1 protein-coding gene is annotated in these 1,152 nt (G+C 70.6%); it reads left to right on the forward strand.

The window, feature by feature from the left end; genetic code table 11:
• Positions 1 to 1,152, forward strand: a 1,152-nt coding sequence (locus G6018_RS13920; protein ID WP_182639927.1) for a PTS fructose transporter subunit IIC, incomplete at both ends; no start/stop codon positions are given.

A 1,152-nucleotide genomic window follows, 5' to 3' on the forward strand; every position in this document is an offset into this window, starting at 1 on the left:
CCGGCTCGGACGAGCACTGGGCCCGCGGGCTGCAGCGCGCGGTGATGACCGGCGTGTCCTACATGATCCCGTTCGTCGCCGCCGGCGGCCTGTTGCTGGCGCTGGGGTTCCTGTTCGCCGGGTACGACGTGGCGTTCGTCTGGCAGGAGGTGGCCACCGGGTTCACGTTGACCGACCTGCCCGGTCAGGTCTGGTACCTCGACGGCGAGATCGTCTCCGCCGGGACCGCCGGAGCCGAGATGCTCACCCACGCCGGCCTGCGGTTGTACATCGGCGCCGTGCTGTTCGCGATCGGCCAGGCCGCGATGGGATTCATGATCGCGGTCCTGTCCGGGTACATCGCCTACGGCCTGGCCGACCGCCCGGGCATCGCGCCGGGCTTCGTGGGCGGCGCCCTCTCGGCCACCCTCGGCGCCGGGTTCATCGGCGCGCTCGTCACGGGCATCCTCGCCGGCTACCTGGTGCGGTGGATGACCACCTGGAAGACCCCGCGCTGGCTGTCCGGCCTCATGCCGGTGGTGCTGATCCCGCTGCTCGGTTCGCTCGCGATCGGCCTGCTGATGTTCCTGCTGCTCGGCCGTCCGCTGGCCTCGCTGACCTCCGCCATGGAGTCGTGGCTGGGCGGGATGAGCGGTTCCTCGGTGATCCTGCTGGGCATCATCCTGGGGCTGATGATGTGCTTCGACCTCGGCGGACCGGTCAACAAGGCCGCATACACCTTCGCCACCGCCGGACTGGTCGCCGACAACCCGGCCTCGCTCCGGATCATGGCCGCGGTGATGGCCGCCGGCATGGTGCCGCCGCTGGCCATGGGCCTGGCGACAGTCGTCCGCAAGCGGCTGTTCAGTGAGGTCGAGCAGGAGAACGGCCGGGCCGCGTTCCTGCTGGGCGCCAGCTTCATCACCGAGGGCGCGATCCCGTTCGCCGCCGCCGACCCCGTCCGCGTGATCCCGTCCATGATGGCCGGTGGCGCAGTCACCGGAGCGCTCATCATGGCATTCTCGGTGGAGTCCTACGCGCCGCACGGCGGCCTGTTCGTGGTGTTCGCCATCAACCCGGTGTGGGGCTACCTGGTAGCCATCCTCGCGGGGATGCTGGTCTCGACCACCGCGGTGATCCTGGCCAAGAGCGCCCGCCGCGATCCCGCCCCCG

The organism is Dietzia sp. DQ11-44 (assembly GCF_014145205.1).
Lineage (GTDB): Bacteria > Actinomycetota > Actinomycetes > Mycobacteriales > Mycobacteriaceae > Dietzia > Dietzia natronolimnaea.